Raw genomic sequence first — 17,641 nt, forward strand, 5'->3', positions numbered from 1 at the left:
GATCGACTAGTCGGCCAGACCCAGGCGCGAAACCTCGGCGAGAATGCTGTCCACCACTTCGTCGATGCTCATCGAGGTAGAGTCCACCAGGATGGCACCTTCGGCGGGTTTGAGCGGGGCGACCGCACGCTGGCTGTCGCGCTCGTCGCGGGCGCTGATTTCTTCGGCCAGTTGCGCCTGGTCGCTGTCGATACCCTTGCCCTTGAGCTGCAGGTAGCGCCGACGGGCGCGCTCCTCGGCGGAAGCGGTGAGGAATATCTTCAGCGGAGCACTGGGGAAGACCACTGTACCCATGTCACGACCGTCGGCCACCAGGCCCGGCGCTTCGAGGAAGGCGCGCTGGCGCTGCAGCAGCGCATCGCGGACCGCCGGCAGCGCGGCGACTTGCGAGGCGCCGGCACCCACCTGTTCGGTGCGGATGACGTCAGTGACGTCTTCGCCTTCAAGGATGATGTGCTGGCCCTGCCCGCCCTTGGCGTGGGTGAACTGTACGTCCAGGTGCGCCGCCAGGACCTTGAGGGCTTCCTCGTTGGTCAGGTCGATGCCGTGGTTACCGGCAGCGAACGCCAGCAGGCGATACAGCGCACCGGAGTCCAGCAGGTTCCAGCCCAGGCGCTTGGCCAGCAGACCGGCAACGGTGCCTTTGCCTGAGCCACTGGGGCCATCGATGGCGAGGACCGGCCATTCGCCGTTCATCAGTTCTTCTCCTCGGCGACGCGAATGCCAGCGCCGGACGCGAGCCCGAGGAAGTTCGGGAAGGACGTCGCAACGTTGGCGCAGTCGTGGATACGGATCGGCGCGCCCGCACGCAGGGAAGCCACGCTGAAGGACATGGCGATACGATGGTCGCCGTGGCTCCAGACTTCGCCGCCGCCATAGCTGCCACCATCAATGATGATGCCGTCCGGGGTCGGCTCGCACTTCACGCCCAGGGCCAGTAGACCATCGGCCATGACCTGGATACGGTCGGACTCCTTCACGCGCAGCTCTTCCGCACCACGCAGCACAGTGCGGCCTTCGGCGTTGGCGGCAGCGACGAAGAGCACCGGGAATTCGTCGATGGCCAGCGGCACCAGGTCTTCGGGGATGTCGATGCCTTTCAGCTGCGCCGAACGCACGCGAATGTCGGCAACCGGCTCGCCGCCCACTTCACGCTGGTTTTCCAGGGTGATGTCGGCGCCCATGAGCTTGAGGATGTCGATGACGCCGGTACGGGTCGGGTTGATGCCGACGTGCTCCAGGGTCAGGTCGGAACCTTCGGCGATGCTCGCGGCGACCAGGAAGAAGGCCGCCGAGGAAATGTCGGCCGGGACTTCGATGGACGTGGCGGTGAGCTTGTGGCCGGACTCGACGCGGGCGGTGGCGCCTTCGACGTCGACCGGGTAGCCGAAGCCGCGCAGCATGCGTTCGGTGTGGTCGCGAGTCGGGGCCGGCTCGGTGGTGGAGGTTTCTCCGGCAGCGTAGAGGCCGGCGAGCAGCAGGCAGGATTTCACCTGGGCACTGGCCATCGGCATGTCGTAGTGCATGCCGGTCAGTTTCTGGCCACCACGGATGGTCAGCGGCGGACGACCTTCGGGACCGGTCTCGATCACCGCACCCATCTCGCGCAGCGGCTTGGCGACGCGGTTCATCGGGCGCTTGGACAGCGAGGCGTCGCCGGTCAGGGTGGTGTCGAACGGCTGGGCGGCGAGCAGGCCGCTGAGCAGGCGCATGGAGGTGCCGGAGTTACCCAGGTAGATCGGGCCGGGCGGGGTCTTCAGGCCGTGCAGGCCGACGCCGTGAACGGTCACGCGACCGTGGTGAGGGCCTTCGATGACCACACCCATGTCGCGGAACGCCTGGATGGTGGCGAGCGCGTCTTCACCCTCGAGGAAGCCTTGCACCTCGGTCGTGCCCTCGGCCAGCGAGCCGAGCATGATCGAGCGGTGGGAAATGGACTTGTCGCCCGGTACGCGTACGCGCCCGGAGAGGCGGCCACCCGGCTGGGCCAGGAAAATCAGGTCATTGTTGTGCATGGCGTCCACATAGGCCCGGCGGGCCAGGATTTTGCTGAAATGCTCGCGGGCAACCCGGGCGCGCGTGAAGACGCCCATCAGTTGTTGCCCGTCCCCTTGATCGACGGCCTCGCGCAGGTCGTCGAGGTCGTCACGGAATACGTCGAGGATGCGCAGCACCGCCTCGCGGTTGGCGAGGAAGATGTCGTGCCACATCACCGGGTCGCTGCCGGCGATCCGCGTGAAGTCGCGGAAGCCACCAGCGGCATAGCGGAAGATTTCCAGATTCTCGCTGCGTTTGGCCAGCGAGTCGACCAGCGTGAAGGCCAGCAGGTGCGGCAGGTGGCTGGTGGCGGCGAGGACTTCGTCGTGGTGTTCGACGGCCATCTGCTCGACATCCGCGCCCAGCTCGCGCCAGAGGCCCTCGACGCACTGGATGGCGTCTGCGTCGGCATTATCCAGCGGAGTGAGGATAACTTTATGACGGCGGAACAGTTTTGCGTTGGCCGCCTCCACCCCGCTCTGCTCGGAACCGGCGATGGGATGGCCAGGGACGAAGCGCGCCGGCATGCCGCCGAATACCGCTTTCGCGGCGCGCACCACGTTGCCCTTGGCGCTGCCTACGTCGGTGAGAATCGCGTTGCCGATGTCGAAGGTGGCGAGCTCGCCGAGGACCTTCTCCATGGCCAGGATCGGCACGGCGAGCTGGATCACGTCGGCGTCACGGCAACCGACGGCGAGGCTTTCCTCGCAGCGATCGACCACGCCCAGTTCCACCGCCAGACGGCGGGTTTCCGGGTCACGGTCGACGCCGACCACTTCGTCGAACAGCCCCTTCTCGCGGATGCCCTTGGCGAAGGAGCCGCCTATCAGGCCGAGCCCCACCACCACCAGACGATGCAGCTTGCGTGGCTGGACATCAGGCACGGGCAAGCACCTTGGCCAGGGCGTCGAGGAAGCGTGCGTTCTCGGCCGGCAGGCCGATGGAGATACGCAGGTGCTGCGGCATGCCGTAGCCGCCCACCGGACGGACGATCACGCCCTCGGCAAGCAGGGCCTGGTAGATCGGGCCGGCATCACGCTTGAGGTCCACGGCAATGAAATTGCCCTTGGACGGAATCCACTGCAGGTCCAGCGCGCGCAGGCCGCTTTCCAGCTGGGCCATGCCTTCGTCGTTGATGCGCTTGCCTTCGGCCAGGTACTGCGCGTCGTCCAGCGCGGCGCAGGCGGCAGCCAGAGCCAGGCTGTTGACGTTGAATGGCTGGCGTACGCGGTTGAGCACGTCGGCGACCTGCGCCGAGGAGATCGCGTAGCCGACCCGCAGCGACGCCAGGCCGTAAGCCTTGGAGAAGGTGCGCGAGACCAGCAGGTTCGGGTAGCGGGCCAGGTACTTCAGGCCGTCCGGCAACTCTTCGCCTTCGGCGTACTCGATGTAGGCCTCGTCGAGCACCACCAGGACGCTTTCCGGGACTTGCGAGAGGAAGCGCTCCAGCGCGTCCGGGCCGAACCAGGTGCCAGTGGGGTTGTTCGGGTTGGCGATGAAGATCACCCGGGTGTTGGCGTCGATGGCCGCCAGCATGGCTTTCAGGTCATGTCCCCAGTCCTTGGCCGGCACGACCTTGCCCTGGGCGCCGACAGCCTGGGTGGAGATTGGATAGACGGCAAAGGCGTACTGGCTGAACACGGCATTCAGGCCAGGAGCCAGATAGGCACGGGCAACCAGGTCGAGAATGTCGTTGGAGCCGTTGCCCAGGGTGACCTGCGCGGTATCGACGCTGCAGCGGGCAGCCAGGCGACTTTTCAGTTCAAAACCGTTGCCATCGGGATAGCGGGTCAGTTCGGCCAGCTCGGCACGAATAGCCTCAAGGACCTTCGGGCTCGGACCCAGCGGGTTCTCGTTACTGGCCAGCTTGACGATGCCGGCGGGGTCGAGCTTCAGCTCGCGGGCCAGCTCATCGACCGGCTTGCCGGGCACGTAGGGGGAAAGCTTCTGCACGCCCGGCTGGGCCAGGGCAAGGAAATCACACGACATCGCTAAAAGCCTCAAGCTATGGGCCGCAAGCCATCAACCATCCACCGACGTGTCGGCAGCTTGCGGCCCTGGCTTGCGGCTCGCGGTTTCAGAGAACCGCTTTGGGGTACGAGCCCAGCACCTTCAGGGCAACGGCTTCGCTGTTGATCTTCTCCAGCACGTCCTTGATCAGCGGGTCCTTGTGGTGGCCGATGAAGTCGATGAAGAACACGTAGGTCCACTTGCCGCTGCGCGACGGGCGGGTCTCGATACGGGTCAGGTCGATGCCGTTGTTGTGGAACGGCACCAGCAGCTCGTGCAGAGCACCCGGTTTGTTGCGCATGGAGACGATGATGGAGGTCTTGTCGTCGCCGGTGGGCGGCACTTCCTGGTTGCCGATCATGAGGAAGCGCGTGGAGTTGTCCGGGCGGTCCTCGATCTTCTCGTGCAACTTGTCGAGGCCGTACAGGCTGGCCGCCATGTCGCCGGCAATCGCCGCGCTGTTCCACTCGCTTTTCACTCGCTTGGCGGCGTCGGCGTTGCTGGAGACCGCCACACGCTCGACATTCGGGTAGTGCGCGTCCAGCCACTTGCGGCACTGGGCCAGGGACTGGGCGTGGGAATAGATGCGGGTGATATTGCTGGTCTTGGTGTTCTCGCCCACCAGCAGGTGGTGGTGGATGCGCAGCTCGACTTCGCCACAAATCACCATGTCGTGCTCGAGGAAACTGTCGAGGGTGTGGTTGACCGCGCCCTCGGTGGAGTTTTCCACCGGCACCACGCCGAAGTTCACCGCACCGGCGGCGACTTCGCGGAACACTTCGTCGATGGCCGCCATCGGTGTGCTGATGACCGCGTGGCCGAAGTGCTTGAGCGCCGCGGCCTGGGTGAAGGTGCCTTCCGGGCCGAGGTAGGCCACTTTCAGCGGCTGTTCCAGGGCCAGGCAGGAGGACATGATCTCGCGGAACAGACGAGCGACTTCCTCGTTGTCCAGCGGGCCCTTGTTCAGCTCCATGATGTGCTTGAGCACCCACGCCTCGCGCTCGGGCCGGTAGAACACCGGCTTCTCGCCTTCGGGCAGGGCCGCCATCTTCACCCGCGCCACATCGGTGGCGCAGCGGGCGCGTTCGCTGATCAGCTCGAGGATCTTCTCGTCGAGGCTGTCGATGCGTACGCGCAAAGCCTTGAGCTGGTCAGCGTCGCTCATCAGCCGTGCTCCTTCTCGAACTCGGCCATGTAGCCGACCAGGGCTTCGATGGCATCCAGGCCCAGGGCGTTATAGATGGAGGCACGCATGCCACCCACCGAACGGTGGCCCTTCAGGTTGAGCAGGCCGCGCGCATCGGCGCCTTCGAGGAAGGCCTTGTCGAGCTTCTCGTCGGCCAGGCGGAACGGCACGTTCATCCAGGAGCGGGCGCTGGGCTGGATCGGATTGGTGTAGAAGTCGCTGTTGTCGATGAAGCCGTACAGCATGTCCTTCTTGGCGCGGTTGCGCTGCTCCATGGCGTCGACGCCGCCCTGCTCCTTCAGCCACTGGAAGACCAGGCCGGAGAGGTACCAGGAGTAGGTAGCCGGGGTGTTGTACATGGAGCCGTTATCGGCGGCGACCTTGTAGTTGAGCATGGTCGGGCAGATGCTGCGGGCGCGGCCCAGCAGGTCTTCGCGGACGATGACCACCACCAGGCCGGATGGGCCGATGTTCTTCTGCGCACCGGCGTAGATCAGGCCGAACTTCGACACGTCGATCGGGCGGGAGAGGATGTCCGAGGACATGTCCACCACCAGCGGGACGTCGCCGACTTCCGGAATCCAGTCGAACTCCAGGCCGCCGATGGTCTCGTTGGACGCGTAATGCAGGTAGGCGGCGTCCTTGGACAGGTTCCACTCGTTCTGGCCAGGGATGGCGAAGTAGTCGTACTTGGATGCGCTGGCAACCACGTTGACGTTGCCGTAGCGACGAGCCTCTTCGATGGCCTTCTTCGACCAGATGCCGGTTTCCACGTAGTCCGCCACGCCGTCTTCGGGCAGCAGGTTCAGCGGGATCTCGGCGAACTGCTGGCTGGCGCCGCCCTGCAGGAACAGCACCTTGTAGTTCGACGGCACGCCCATCAGGTCGCGCAGGTCCTGCTCGGCCTTCTCGGCGATGGCCACGTAGTCGTCGCTACGGTGGCTCATCTCCATGACCGACAGGCCCTTGCCCTGCCAATCCAACAGCTCGGCGCGGGCGCGCTCCAGCACCTCGGTGGGAAGCGCCGCGGGACCGGCGCAGAAGTTAAAGGCTCGCTTGCTCACATCCACTCTCGCTATCAGTCTTCGCTGGCCTGCGGGGCTTCTTCAGCCGCAGCTTCGCCTGCTTCTGGGTTCTCTTGCGACACTTCGCCCTCGACGATCTCGCCGTCGATCACGTCGTCTTCGTCGTCCACCACGGTCGGCTCCTGCACCCGTTCCAGGCCCACGACGGTCTCATCGGAGGCCAGCTTGATGAGGATCACGCCCTGGGTGTTACGACCAGCGCCGCGGACTTCGTCGACACGGGTACGCACCAGGGTGCCCTGGTCGGAAATCAGCATGATCTCCTCGCCATCCAGCACCTGCACGGCACCTACCAGGTTGCCGTTACGCTCGTTGATCACCATGGCGATCACGCCCTGGCCGCCACGACCGCGACGCGGGTAGTCGGCCAGCGGGGTGCGCTTGCCGTAGCCACGCTCGGAGGCGCTGAGGATCTGCGCTTCGCGGCACTCGGGGATCAGCATGGAAATGATGCGCTGGCCTTCGGCCAGGCGCATGCCGCGCACGCCACGGGCGTTACGGCCCATGATGCGCACCTTGCTTTCCTTGAAGCGGATTACCTTGCCAGCGTCGGAGAACATCATCACGTCCTTCGAACCGTCGGTGATGGCGGCGGCGATCAGCGAGTCGCCCTCTTCCAGCTTCAGGGCGATCAGGCCGTTGGAACGCGGCTTGGTGAACTGGATCAGCGGGGTCTTCTTCACGGTGCCTTTCATGGTGGCCATGAAGATGTACGCGCCGGTCGGCTCGTCCTGGCTGAAGTCGGCGTCGTCGCCCTCCTCGACCTCTTCGGCTTCCACCACTTCGGCGACCTGCTCGGCGACCACGTCGTCGTCATCGTTGTCATCACCGGCAAACTGGGCGCGCACGGCTTCCAGGTCGATCTGCAGCATCGCGGTGATGCGCTCGCCTTCGTCCAGCGGCAGAAGGTTCACCAGCGGACGGCCACGGGCGGTACGCGAGGCTTCCGGGATCTCGAAGGTGCGCAGCCAGTAGACCTTGCCCTTGCTGGAGAACAGCAGCAGCGTGGCATGGCTGTTGGCGACCAGCAGGTGTTCGATGTAGTCCTCGTCCTTCACGCCACTGGCGGACTTGCCCTTGCCACCGCGACGCTGGGCCTCATAGGCAGCCAGCGGCTGGGACTTGGCGTAGCCGCCGTGGGAGATGGTCACCACGCGCTCTTCTTCGGTGATCAGGTCGGCGATGGTCAGGTCCATCTGCGACGCGACGATCTCGGTGCGGCGGGCGTCGCCGAACTCGGCCTTGACCTTCTCCAGCTCCTCGCGGATGACTTCCATCAGGCGCTCGGGGTTGGTCAGGATGCGGATCAGCTCGCCGATCAGAGTGAGGATTTCCTGGTACTCGGACAGGAGCTTCTCGTGCTCCAGGCCGGTCAGGCGGTGCAGGCGCAGCTCGAGGATGGCCTGGGCCTGTTCCGGCGACAGGAAGTACTTGCCGTCACGCAGGCCGTACTGCGGGTCCAGGTCTTCCGGACGGCAGGCATCGGCACCGGCACGTTCGACCATGGCTTCCACGGCGCTGGATTCCCAGCCGGTGGAAATCAGGCGCTCCTTGGCCTCGGCCGGGGTCGGCGAGGTCTTGATCAGCTCGATCACCGGATCGATGTTCGACAGGGCGACGGCCTGGCCTTCGAGGATGTGGCCACGCTCGCGGGCCTTGCGCAGTTCGTAGACGGTCCGGCGGGTCACCACTTCACGGCGGTGACGGATGAAGACCTCGAGCATGTCCTTGAGGTTCATCGTGCGCGGCTGGCCGTCGACCAGGGCTACCACGTTGATACCGAAGACGCTCTGCAGCTGGGTCTGGGCGTAGAGGTTGTTCAGCACGACCTCGCCTACTTCGCCGCGGCGCAGCTCGATGACCACACGCATGCCGTCCTTGTCGGACTCGTCGCGCAGCTCGGTGATGCCTTCGATCTTTTTCTCTTTCACCAGCTCGGCGATCTTCTCGATCAGGCGAGCCTTGTTTAGCTGGTAGGGCAGCTCAGTGATGATGATCTGCTGGCGGTTGCCGCCCTTTTCCATGTCCTCGATGGTGGCGCGGGCACGGATATAGACGCGGCCACGACCGGTGCGATAGGCCTCGATGATGCCCGCACGGCCGTTGATGATGCCCGCGGTCGGGAAGTCCGGGCCGGGGATGTACTGCATCAGGTCGTCGATGGACAGCTCGGGGTTATCCATCAGCGCCAGGCAGCCGTCGATCACCTCGGTGAGGTTGTGCGGCGGAATGTTGGTCGCCATGCCCACGGCAATACCGCTGGAACCGTTGACCAGCAGGTTCGGGATCTTGGTCGGCATGACTGCCGGGATCTGCTCGGTGCCGTCGTAGTTGGGCACCCAGTCGACGGTTTCCTTGTCCAGGTCCGCCAGCAGCTCATGGGCGAGCTTGGACATGCGCACTTCGGTGTATCGCATGGCCGCGGCGTTGTCGCCGTCCACCGAACCGAAGTTGCCCTGGCCGTCGACCAGCATGTAGCGCAGCGAGAACGGCTGGGCCATGCGGACGATGGTGTCGTATACCGCGGTGTCGCCGTGCGGGTGGTACTTACCGATCACGTCACCGACCACACGGGCGGACTTCTTGTAGGGCTTGTTCCAGTCGTTGCCCAGTTCGCTCATGGCGTACAGGACGCGGCGATGCACGGGCTTCAAGCCGTCGCGTGCATCGGGCAGGGCACGACCGACGATCACGCTCATGGCGTAATCGAGGTAGGACTGTCGGAGTTCGTCTTCGATGTTGACCGGGAGGATTTCTTTGGCCAGTTCGCCCATGAGAAGCCTGGTTCCTTTTTCAAATGGGACTCCGCCAAGCCCGTCCTGAGCCCGGCGGAGCGCGGTGCGCCATCAAAGCGCCACCGACTCTCTACAAATCAACGACTTGGCCGTTGATCCGCGATGCTGTGGGGGCCGAAAAAATGCCCCATCAAGAACCGTCGGAGCTTACCACAAGCCAGGGTCAAACCCTACCCTCGCCCAAGCCCCTCGATGAATTGCCGCAGCCCCCGTCAGTGCAGGCGCTTGCGGCTCATCAACTGGGCCATCCGCTCGGTGTCCGGACGCTCGACGACGCCGCGTTCGGTCACAATGGCATCGATCAGATCGGCCGGAGTCACATCGAACACCGGATTGAAGGCTTCGACCTCAGCGGCAACACGTTTGCCGCCGATTTCCAGGAGTTCGCGACCGTCGCGCTCCTCGATCGGGATGTCCTCGCCGCTTTCCAGACCCATGTCGATGGTCGAACTGGGGGCCACCACCATGAAGCGCACGCCGTGGTGCATGGCGGTGACCGCCAACTGGTAGGTGCCGATCTTGTTGGCGACGTCGCCATTGGCGGTGATCCGGTCGGCGCCGACAATGACCCAGGTGATGCTTTCGGTCTTCATCAGGTGCGCGGCGGCGGCATCCACGTTCAGGGTGACCGGCACACCTTCATTGGCCAGTTCCCACGCGGTCAGGCGAGCGCCCTGCAGCCAGGGACGGGTCTCATCGGCGTAGACACGCTCGATCAACCCTTCCAGGTGTGCCGCGCGCAGCACGCCCAGCGCGGTACCGAAGCCGCCGGTGGCCAGGGCGCCGGTGTTGCAGTGAGTGAGGATCTTCTGCGGACCGCCATGGTGCTTGCGGATCAGGTCCACGCCCAGTTGGGCCATGGTCAGGTTCGCCTCGCGGTCGCTCTCGTGGATCGCCACGGCCTCGGCTTCCAGCAGCGGCAGCGGGTCTTCGCCCGGTTTCAGGCGCTCCAGGCGATCACGCATGCGGTTCAGCGCCCAGAACAGGTTGACTGCGGTCGGACGCGACTCCGCCAGCACGGTGAAGTCGTCTTCCAGCGCCGCACGCCAATCACCGCCGGCAGCTACGCGAGCGCGCAGGCCCAGCACCAGGCCGTAGGCGGCAGCGATGCCGATGGCCGGCGCACCGCGTACGACCATCTGGCGAATGGCGTCGGCCACGCCTTCGGCGGTCTCGTAGGACAGCCAGGTTTCCTCCAGCGGCAACAGGCGCTGGTCCAGCAGTCGGAGTGTGCCCTTGCGCCAATCAATGGCCGTAACCCGTTCGGCCGCCAACAGTCGCTCACGCATGGAACACCTCTTCATTCGAATGGAATCGCGGGCCGCTCCGGCGCCACGGAAATCACCCCGGAAACACCGGGAAACGGCGGAGTATACCGAGCCTGACGCCCTGGCGCTCGGCTATACTCGGCGCCTTTATCCACGCGCCCAGGATGCGCTTCATGCCGACCGAAAAAGCCCCGCTCGACCTGCTGCTCTTCCCCACCTGGATCGTCCCCGTCGAGCCCGCCGGCGTGGTCCTGCGCGATCACGGCCTGGGCATCCGCGATGGCCGCATCGCCCTGCTCGCCCCCCGTGCCGAGGCGCTGCGCCATCCGGCCACGGAAACCCGCGAGCTGCCGGGCATGCTGCTGTCCCCCGGCCTGATCAACGCCCACGGCCACGCGGCAATGAGCCTGTTCCGCGGCCTGGCGGACGACCTGGCGCTGATGACCTGGCTGCAGGAACACATCTGGCCGGCGGAAGCCAAGTGGGTCAGCGAGGACTTCGTCCGTGATGGCACCGAACTGGCCATCGCCGAGCAGCTCAAGGGCGGCATCACCTGCTTCTCAGACATGTACTTCTTTCCGCAGGTCGCCTGCGAGGTGGTGCACAAGGCCGGCGTGCGGGCGCAGATCAGCGTGCCGGTGCTGGACTTCCCGATCCCCGGCGCCCGCGACGCCGACGAAGCGATCCGCCAGGGTCTGGCGCTGCGCGACGACCTCAAGCACCACCCGCGCATCAAGGTCGCCTTCGGCCCGCATGCGCCCTACACGGTCAGCGACGACAAGCTGGAAAACATTCTGATGCTCGCCGAGGAACTGGACGTCGGCATCCACATGCACGTCCACGAGACCGCCTTCGAGGTCCAGCAGGCGCTGGAGAAGAATGGCGAGCGCCCGCTGGCCCGCCTGCACCGGCTCGGCCTGCTCGGCCCGCGCTTCCAGGCCGTACACATGACCCAGGTGAACGACGAGGACCTGGCCATGCTGGTGGAAACCAACAGCTCGGTGGTGCACTGCCCGGAATCCAACCTCAAGCTGGCCAGCGGTTTCTGTCCGGTGGAACGGTTGTGGCAGGCCGGCGTCAATGTCGCCATCGGCACCGACGGCGCAGCCAGCAACAACGACCTCGACCTGCTCGGTGAAACCCGTACCGCCGCCCTGTTGGCCAAGGCCGTTGCCGGCCAGGCCACCGCGCTGGACGCTCACCGCGCCCTGCGCATGGCCACCCTGAACGGCGCCCGCGCGCTGGGCATGGAACAGGAAACCGGCAGCCTGGAGCTGGGCAAGTCCGCCGACATCACCGCCTTCGACCTCTCCGGACTGGCCCAGCAGCCGGTATACGAGCCGGTTTCGCAGGTCATCTATGCCAGCGGCCGCGACTGCGTGCGCCACGTCTGGGTCGGTGGCAAGCAGCTGCTGGACAACGGCAAGCTCACCCGCCTGGACGAAGCGCGCCTGATCGCCGTCGCCGGCGAGTGGGGCCGCAAGATCGCTGGCGCCTGAGCCCTGACCTTCCTGTCGCAGCGGCGACACAGGCCGCCGCTGCGACAATCTGTCATGCCGCGCCCCATCCATTCCACGAAGCTGGCATCATAGTCAGCCTTCGTTTCCAGCTTTTTGATCAATAGGGACACCATGAGCAACGTCGACCACGCCGAGATCGCCAAATTCGAGGCCCTCGCCCACCGCTGGTGGGACCGCGAAAGCGAGTTCAAGCCCCTGCACGACATCAACCCGCTGCGGGTCAACTGGATCGACGAGCGTGTCAGCCTCGCCGGCAAGAAGGTACTCGACGTCGGCTGCGGCGGCGGCATCCTCAGCGAAGCCATGGCCCAGCGCGGCGCCACCGTGACCGGGATCGACATGGGCGAAGCCCCCCTGGCGGTCGCCCAGCTGCACCAGCTGGAATCCGGCGTGCCGGTGGAATACCGCCGCATCACCGCCGAAGAACTGGCCGAAGAGATGCCCGAGCAGTTCGACGTGGTGACCTGCCTGGAGATGCTCGAGCACGTACCGGACCCGGCCTCGGTCATCCGCGCCTGCTACAGGATGGTCAAGCCCGGCGGCCAGGTGTTCTTCTCCACCATCAACCGCAACCCGAAGGCCTACCTGTTCGCCATCGTCGGTGCGGAATACGTGATGCGCCTGCTGCCGCGTGGCACCCACGATTTCAAGAAGTTCATCCGCCCCTCCGAGCTGGGCGCCTGGTCGCGTGACGCGGGCCTGGCGGTCAAGGACATCATCGGCCTGACCTACAACCCGCTGACCAAGCACTACAAGCTGGCCAACGATGTCGACGTCAACTATATGATCCAGACCCTGCGCGAGGAGTGAGTCGCATGCTCAGAGCGGTTCTCTTCGACATGGACGGCACGCTGCTGGATACCGCGCCGGACTTCATCGCCGTCTGCCAGGCGATGCTCGCCGCCCACGGCCGCGCACCGATCGATGACCAGCGCATCCAGGACGTCGTCTCCGGTGGCGCCCGCGCCATGGTCGCCGCGACCTTCGGCATGGACCCGGAGGCCCCCGGCTTCGAGGCCCTGCGCCAGGAGTTCCTCGACCGCTACCAGGAGCATTGCGCCGTTCTGACCCGTCCCTACGACGGCATGCCGGAGCTGCTGGAAAGCATCGAACGCTCGCGCCTGATCTGGGGCGTGGTGACCAACAAGCCGGTGCGCTTCGCCGCGCCGATCATGGAACAGCTGGGCCTGGCCGAGCGCTCGAAGGTACTGGTCTGCCCGGATCACGTGAAGAACAGCAAGCCGGACCCGGAAATGCTCCTGCTGGCCTGCAGCCAGCTGAAGGTCGATCCGTCCGAAGTGCTCTTCATCGGTGACGACCTGCGCGACATCGAGTCGGGCCGTGCCGCAGGGACCAAGACCGCAGCGGTGCGCTACGGCTATATCCATCCGGACGACAACCCCACTCACTGGGGCGCCGACGTCATTGTCGATGCGCCTCTCGACCTGCTCGCCGTCCTCGACCGCGCCCTCTGCTCCTGCTGAGCCGAATCCCTCGGAGCCCTTCGCGCTGACGGGCTTCGCCAAGGAGAAACCATGTTCGACTATTCCGCCCGCCCCGACCTGCTCAAGGGCCGCGTGATCCTGGTGACCGGCGCCGGCCGCGGTATCGGCCGCGCCGCCTCGCTCGCCTTCGCCGCACACGGCGCCACTGTGCTGCTGCTGGGCAAGACCGAAGACTTCCTCAACGAGGTCTATGACCTGATCGTCGCCGCCGGCCATCCGGAACCGGTGGTGATCCCGCTGAATCTGGAAACCACCCTGCCGCACCAATACGACGAACTGGCGGCCATGATCGAGAAAGAGTTCGGCAAGCTCGACGGCCTGCTGCACAACGCTTCGATCCTCGGCCTGCGTTCGCCCATCGAGCAGATTTCCACCGACAACTTCACCCGCGTCATGCAGGTGAACGTCAACGCCATGTTCAGCCTTACCCATACCCTGCTGCCGCTGCTCAAGCTCTCCGAGGATGCCTCGGTGGTCTTCACCTCCAGCAGCGTCGGCCGCAAGGGCCGCGCTTACTGGGGCGCCTATGCGGTGTCGAAGTTCGCCACCGAAGGCCTGATGCAGGTACTGGCGGACGAGTGCGAGGACATCAGCAGCGTGCGCGCCAACAGCGTCAACCCCGGCGCCACCCGCACCGCCATGCGCGCCCATGCCTATCCGGGCGAGAACGCTTACAACAACCCGGCGCCCGAAGAGATCATGCCGGTCTACCTGTACCTCATGGGCCCGGACAGCAAGGGCGTGAACGGCCAGGCCTTCAACGCCCAGGACTGATTTCCGCCTCGCAGAATCGGTACTGGCGTACCAGCGGCGTCAACCTGCAGCCCAGCAACGACGCCGCCTCCCGCCAATTTTCCGGCTTCGCTTCGCTTCGCATCCCGGCAAAGTGCCACTATTTCGCCAGACTTCTGGCGAAACCTATCCCCATTGGGGAACCCCGGCCACCATCGGTCGGTCAATACGGCGTCTTTTCAGGCCTTTCCGCGCCCTGGCACGGAAATCGCTCTGTCCCTGCAAACGCCGTAAAAATGGTCACCGCCATGGTTCCTCCCAAGCAGTCCAACACCATCGATTTCGATGCTGCCAAGCTCCAGCGCGCCGCCAGCCAGGACACCCGCACCCTCTCGCGACGTCCGCTGGACCTGCTGGAATTGCGCCAGCAGTTGAACCTGCAACTGCAGGTGAGCCTGGAGGCCGAGCGCATCCTGGCGGTGTTCTTCCGCGAGATCCAGCAGATGCTGCCGGTGGAGTACATGGCCTACTTCCATGCCGGTGCCGACCTGCGCCTGGAGTTCGGCGAAGTGGCCAGGCACAGTGCCGACTACCGCCTGACCCACGCCAGCGAATACCTTGGCGAAATCAGCTTCCGCCGCACCCGGCGCTTCTCCGAGGCCGAGCTGGCGCAGCTGGAGTCGTTGATGGCCTGCCTGCTCTACCCGCTGCGTAACGCCCTGCTCTATCGCGCCGCCGTGCAATCGGCGCTGCGCGATGCGCTGACCGGCACCGGTAACCGCATCGCCATGGATCAGACCCTGGGCCGCGAGGTCGAGGTCGCGCGGCGCCACCTGCTGCCGCTGTCGATCCTCATGCTCGACCTGGACCACTTCAAGCAGATCAACGACGAACACGGCCACAGCGTCGGCGACGATGCACTGCGCGCCGTCGCCACGGCACTGAAGAACAGCCTGCGCAACGTCGACATGGTTTTCCGCTTCGGCGGCGAAGAATTCCTCGTACTGCTCTCCAACACCCCCGGCGTTGCCGCCGTCCAGGTCGGCGAACGGCTGCGCGCTGCCGTGGAAGAGCTGAACCTGGCCGCCGACGGCAAGCGGTTGCCGCTGTCCATCAGCCTGGGCTGCGCGACGCTCAATGGCGGCGAGTCGGTGGACGACCTGCTGCGCCGCGCCGACAGCGCCCTGTACGAAGCCAAGCGCGACGGCCGCAACCGGCTGGCCTGCGCCAGCTGAGCCCCTGCGGGAGAGCTGATCCGCAGGATGGGTGGAGCCTAGGCGATACCCATGCTGCAAATGCCAGTTTCGATGGGTATCGCTTCGCTCCACACCATCCTGCGTGCCAGACACCGACACCTACCGCTCCTACAAAAACCGTCAGATCACAGGCAATAAAAAAGGGCTCCGAGGAGCCCTTTTTCATTTACCGCTGTCGCTTAGCGCTTGAAGCCCGGACGCATGCCGTCACCGGCAGCCTGCGGGCGGCGCTTGGCGATCGGCTTGCGGGCGACCGGCTTGCCGGGACGCTCGGCCAGCGGGGCGCCTTTCTCACGCGCTGGACGGTCGCTCGGCGCCTTGCGCGGAGCACGGCCTTCACCGGCATCGCTACGCGGGCCACGGGCCGGACGATCGGCACCGTCACGCGGAGCGCGAGCCGGACGATCACCACCGGCGTCACGCGGCTTGCGCGGGGCGCGGCTGTCGGCCGAATCGCTACGCGGGCCACGGGCCGGGCGGTCACCCGCATCACGCGGGGCGCGAGCCGGACGATCACCACCAGCGTCGCGCGGCTTGCGCGGAGCACGGCTGTCAGCGGAATCGCTGCGCGGGCCACGGGCAGGACGATCACCGGCATCACGCGGAGCGCGAGCCGGGCGCTCGTCGGAATCACGCGGACCACGAGCCGGGCGTTCGCCGGACGCCGGACGCGGAGCACGAGCCGGGCGTTCGCCGGACGCCGGACGCGGAGCACGCTGCGGACGCTCGCCTTCGGCGCGCTCGGTACGGGTACGCGAGCCACGGCCCGGACGCTCGCTGGGCGCCAGCTTCTTGCCGAGTTTGCGCTCCTGGCGCTCGACCTTTTCCTTGGTCTTGGTGGAGACCGCGGGCAGGGCGACCGGCGTCAGGCCGACTTCCTCACTGAGGATATCCAGCTCGCGCTGGCCCATCTCGCGGTAGCGGCCCATGGTCAGCTCGGAGGTCAGGAACACCGGTCCGAAACGCACGCGTTTCAGGCGGCTGACCACCACGCCCTGGGATTCCCACAGGCGGCGGACTTCACGGTTACGGCCTTCCATCACCACCACGTGGTACCAGTGGTTGAAGCCTTCGCCACCCGGCGCTTCCTGGATGTCGCTGAATTTGGCCGGGCCGTCTTCGAGCATCACGCCGGCTTTCAGGCGCTCGATCATCTCTTCGTCGACTTCGCCACGCACGCGTACGGCGTACTCGCGATCCATCTCGTAGGACGGGTGCATCAGGCGGTTGGCCAGCTCACCGTCGGTGGTGAACATCAGCAGGCCGGTGGTGTTGATGTCCAGGCGACCGACGTTGATCCAGCGGCCGCTGCGCAGACGCGGCAGGCGGTCGAACACGGTCGGACGGCCTTCCGGATCGTCGCGGGTGCAGACTTCGCCTTCGGGCTTGTTGTAGATCAGCACGCGACGGACGTGCTCTTCGATCTTCTCGCGCTTGAGCAGGCGGTCGTCGACGGCGATGGCATCGCGGTCGCCCACGCGCTGGCCAAGGGTCGCTACGGCGCCATTGACCTTGACGCGACCTTCGTCGATCCAGGCTTCGACGTCACGGCGCGAGCCGACGCCCATACGTGCGAGGACTTTCTGCAGTTTCTCGCCGGCTGGGGCTGGGGTAAGTTCTTCGAGGTTTTCGTGCGTGTCGGTCATCTGGGCACCTCCCGGTGTGGCATGCAGCGAATAAAAAAGGTCGCGCATCATACGCGCTTGCAGGCAGCAAAGCACCGTCCGCAGTCGGGAAAGACTAGTCGACTTACAGGAGGAATGAAGCCATGCACCACGAAGACGACTTCACCGGCGCCAAGCTCGCGCTGTTCCATGCCGGCCAACTGGTGGTCTACAAGCGCGACGACAAGCCGGGAATTCCCTACCCCGGCTGCTGGGATTTCCCTGGTGGCGGCCGCGAGCGTGGCGAAACCCCGGTGCAATGCGCGCTGCGCGAGCTGGAGGAAGAATTCTCCCTGCGCCTGGACGAACAGCGCATCGAATGGCAGCGCCGCTATCCTGCCACCCACGGCCCGGCACCCTGGGCGTGGTTCCTGGTGGCCCGGTTGGAGCAGGCCGAGTTCGAAGCCATCTGTTTCGGCGATGAAGGCCAGTACTGGCGCCTGATGCAGGTCAGCGAATACCTCGCCCACGAACAGGCAGTGGATTACCTGCAGGAACGCCTGCGGCATTTCCTCGCAGGGCGGCTGGACATCGCCTGATTCCGCGACGCCAGCCGCTGATCCGTATTTGTGCGGCCTATCTG

Annotated in this window: 14 protein-coding genes; 6 read left to right on the plus strand and 8 right to left on the minus strand. The window is 65.7% G+C overall.

Going from position 1 to position 17,641, the window contains the following annotated elements; genetic code table 11:
- Nucleotides 1–6: 6 nt before the first annotated feature.
- The 7 genes from cmk to mtnA form a co-directional block, all read right to left on the minus strand.
- On the minus strand, nt 7–696 hold the full coding sequence (gene cmk, locus FAS41_RS12395; RefSeq protein ID WP_138522596.1) for a (d)CMP kinase: 690 nt from the start codon (nt 694–696) through the stop codon (nt 7–9).
- Nucleotides 696–2,921, minus strand: coding sequence for a bifunctional prephenate dehydrogenase/3-phosphoshikimate 1-carboxyvinyltransferase (locus tag FAS41_RS12400; RefSeq protein ID WP_138522598.1), 2,226 nt, complete (start codon nt 2,919–2,921; stop codon nt 696–698). The genes cmk and FAS41_RS12400 overlap by 1 nt, the downstream gene beginning before the upstream one ends.
- Nucleotides 2,914–4,026, minus strand: a complete 1,113-nt coding sequence (gene hisC, locus FAS41_RS12405) for a histidinol-phosphate transaminase (RefSeq protein ID WP_138522600.1) — start codon at nt 4,024–4,026, stop codon at nt 2,914–2,916. The genes FAS41_RS12400 and hisC overlap by 8 nt, the downstream gene beginning before the upstream one ends.
- A gap of 88 nt (nt 4,027–4,114) precedes the next feature.
- Nucleotides 4,115–5,212 (minus strand): prephenate dehydratase, encoded by a 1,098-nt coding sequence (gene pheA / locus FAS41_RS12410; RefSeq protein ID WP_138522602.1) that lies wholly within the window; start codon nt 5,210–5,212, stop codon nt 4,115–4,117.
- A complete protein-coding gene (serC, locus tag FAS41_RS12415; protein WP_138522604.1) occupies nt 5,212–6,297 on the minus strand; it encodes a 3-phosphoserine/phosphohydroxythreonine transaminase in 1,086 nt (361 codons plus the stop codon). The genes pheA and serC overlap by 1 nt, the downstream gene beginning before the upstream one ends.
- 14 nt (nt 6,298–6,311) lie before the next feature.
- Nucleotides 6,312–9,092, minus strand: coding sequence for a DNA gyrase subunit A (gene gyrA, locus FAS41_RS12420; RefSeq protein WP_138522606.1), 2,781 nt, complete (start codon nt 9,090–9,092; stop codon nt 6,312–6,314).
- A gap of 233 nt (nt 9,093–9,325) precedes the next feature.
- A complete protein-coding gene (gene mtnA / locus FAS41_RS12425) occupies nt 9,326–10,402 on the minus strand; it encodes an S-methyl-5-thioribose-1-phosphate isomerase (RefSeq protein ID WP_138522608.1) in 1,077 nt (358 codons plus the stop codon).
- A gap of 152 nt (nt 10,403–10,554) precedes the next feature.
- On the opposite strand from mtnA, the gene FAS41_RS12430 reads away from it, so the two are divergent.
- The 5 genes from FAS41_RS12430 to FAS41_RS12450 all read left to right on the plus strand — a co-directional run bounded on the left by FAS41_RS12430 (nt 10,555) and on the right by FAS41_RS12450 (nt 15,373).
- Nucleotides 10,555–11,880 carry a TRZ/ATZ family hydrolase gene (locus FAS41_RS12430; RefSeq protein ID WP_138522610.1) on the plus strand — a complete coding sequence of 442 codons (1,326 nt, stop codon included), beginning with the start codon at nt 10,555–10,557 and terminating at the stop codon, nt 11,878–11,880.
- A gap of 132 nt (nt 11,881–12,012) precedes the next feature.
- Nucleotides 12,013–12,711 carry a bifunctional 2-polyprenyl-6-hydroxyphenol methylase/3-demethylubiquinol 3-O-methyltransferase UbiG gene (gene ubiG, locus FAS41_RS12435; RefSeq protein ID WP_017517979.1) on the plus strand — a complete coding sequence of 233 codons (699 nt, stop codon included), beginning with the start codon at nt 12,013–12,015 and terminating at the stop codon, nt 12,709–12,711.
- Nucleotides 12,708–13,385 carry an N-acetylmuramic acid 6-phosphate phosphatase MupP gene (gene mupP, locus FAS41_RS12440; RefSeq protein ID WP_171049477.1) on the plus strand — a complete coding sequence of 226 codons (678 nt, stop codon included), beginning with the start codon at nt 12,708–12,710 and terminating at the stop codon, nt 13,383–13,385. Before ubiG ends, mupP begins: the two co-directional genes overlap by 4 nt.
- Before the next feature lie 51 nt (nt 13,386–13,436).
- Nucleotides 13,437–14,180 (plus strand): YciK family oxidoreductase, encoded by a 744-nt coding sequence (locus FAS41_RS12445; RefSeq protein WP_138522614.1) that lies wholly within the window; start codon nt 13,437–13,439, stop codon nt 14,178–14,180.
- A 266-nt stretch (nt 14,181–14,446) separates the two neighbouring features.
- Nucleotides 14,447–15,373, plus strand: a complete 927-nt coding sequence (locus FAS41_RS12450; protein WP_138522616.1) for a GGDEF domain-containing protein — start codon at nt 14,447–14,449, stop codon at nt 15,371–15,373.
- 200 nt (nt 15,374–15,573) lie between these two features.
- Here the strand turns inward: FAS41_RS12450 and rluB are convergent, their stop codons facing one another.
- The gene (rluB, locus tag FAS41_RS12455) at nt 15,574–17,040 is read right to left on the minus strand and encodes a 23S rRNA pseudouridine(2605) synthase RluB (RefSeq protein ID WP_138522618.1); all 1,467 of its coding nucleotides are present in this window, start codon (nt 17,038–17,040) and stop codon (nt 15,574–15,576) included.
- Nucleotides 17,041–17,162: 122 nt separating this feature from the next.
- Between rluB and FAS41_RS12460 the strand changes: the two genes are divergently transcribed.
- Nucleotides 17,163–17,597: an NUDIX hydrolase gene (locus FAS41_RS12460; RefSeq protein WP_138522620.1), complete on the plus strand. Its 435-nt coding sequence runs from the start codon at nt 17,163–17,165 to the stop codon at nt 17,595–17,597.
- Nucleotides 17,598–17,641: the final 44 nt, after the last annotated feature.

This window comes from Pseudomonas nicosulfuronedens, assembly GCF_005877905.1.
GTDB classification, from domain to species: domain Bacteria; phylum Pseudomonadota; class Gammaproteobacteria; order Pseudomonadales; family Pseudomonadaceae; genus Pseudomonas; species Pseudomonas nicosulfuronedens.

Coding starts and splice junctions, on each gene's coding strand:
- cmk (WP_138522596.1), bottom strand. CDS start 696: ATGAACGGCGAATGGCCGGTCCTCGCCATCGATGGCCCCAGTGGCTCA.
- hisC (WP_138522600.1), bottom strand. CDS start 4,026: ATGTCGTGTGATTTCCTTGCCCTGGCCCAGCCGGGCGTGCAGAAGCTT.
- pheA (WP_138522602.1), bottom strand. CDS start 5,212: ATGAGCGACGCTGACCAGCTCAAGGCTTTGCGCGTACGCATCGACAGC.
- gyrA (WP_138522606.1), bottom strand. CDS start 9,092: ATGGGCGAACTGGCCAAAGAAATCCTCCCGGTCAACATCGAAGACGAA.
- mtnA (WP_138522608.1), bottom strand. CDS start 10,402: ATGCGTGAGCGACTGTTGGCGGCCGAACGGGTTACGGCCATTGATTGG.
- FAS41_RS12430 (WP_138522610.1), top strand. CDS start 10,555: ATGCCGACCGAAAAAGCCCCGCTCGACCTGCTGCTCTTCCCCACCTGG.
- ubiG (WP_017517979.1), top strand. CDS start 12,013: ATGAGCAACGTCGACCACGCCGAGATCGCCAAATTCGAGGCCCTCGCC.
- FAS41_RS12445 (WP_138522614.1), top strand. CDS start 13,437: ATGTTCGACTATTCCGCCCGCCCCGACCTGCTCAAGGGCCGCGTGATC.
- FAS41_RS12450 (WP_138522616.1), top strand. CDS start 14,447: ATGGTTCCTCCCAAGCAGTCCAACACCATCGATTTCGATGCTGCCAAG.
- rluB (WP_138522618.1), bottom strand. CDS start 17,040: ATGACCGACACGCACGAAAACCTCGAAGAACTTACCCCAGCCCCAGCC.
- FAS41_RS12460 (WP_138522620.1), top strand. CDS start 17,163: ATGCACCACGAAGACGACTTCACCGGCGCCAAGCTCGCGCTGTTCCAT.